Source organism: Streptomyces sp. AC627_RSS907 (assembly GCF_019049165.1).
In genome coordinates this window covers 1-636 of the sequence record NZ_JAGMUE010000911.1, presented here as the reverse complement: position 1 = coordinate 636, position 636 = coordinate 1, and the positions used below count along the sequence as shown (strand labels likewise).

The 636-nt window shown below is 77.5% G+C and carries 2 protein-coding genes; both read left to right on the top strand.

Annotated elements, in window-relative coordinates; all coding sequences use genetic code 11:
• The coding region (locus KUM32_RS39410; protein ID WP_374227609.1) for a Gfo/Idh/MocA family oxidoreductase at positions 1-372 on the top strand (372 nt) is incomplete at its 5' end.
• 72 nt (positions 373-444) lie between these two features.
• A partial coding sequence (locus tag KUM32_RS39405; RefSeq protein ID WP_217146553.1) for an NAD(P)-binding domain-containing protein occupies positions 445-636 on the top strand: 192 nt, incomplete at its 3' end.

Sequence of the window (636 nt, the reverse complement as noted above, 5' to 3'; positions counted from 1 at the left end):
CTCTTCGAGACCTCGGGCGGCGCGGTCGTGGACGTCGAGATCTTCGTCAACTGCGGCTTCGGCTACCAGGTGCGCTGCGAGGCGGTCTGCGAGTCCGGCAGCGCCCGCACCGGCGAGGAGGCCGGCCTGGTGACCCACTCGGCGGGGCGCTGGGGCGGAACGATCCCGCAGGACTTCGTGCCCCGCTTCGCCGAGGCGTACGACCGCCAGGTGCAGCGCTGGGTGGACGCCACCCGCCGCGGCACGGTCGAGGGCCCGAGCAGTTGGGACGGGTACGCCGCGGCGGCCGTCTGCGAGGCCGGCGTGACCGCCCAGGCCACCGGCCGGCGCACCACCACCGCACTCATCGAGCGCCCGGCCCTGTACGCCTGACGCCCCGTCGCCCGGCACCACGGCGACCGGCCCCGCCCCGACCGCCGCCGCCCACGGAGGGGAGCTTGCCCCATGCGCATCGGATTCCTCGGCGCCGGCCGCATCGGCGCCTTCCACGCCGCGACGCTGGCCGCCCTGGACGGCGTCGGCGACCTGGTGATCGGCGACACCGACGAGGCCAGGGCCCGCGCGCTCGCCGAGGCCGTGGGCGCGCGGGCGGCGAGCGTGGACGGGGTGTTCGCGGCGCGGCCGGACGCCGTGGAG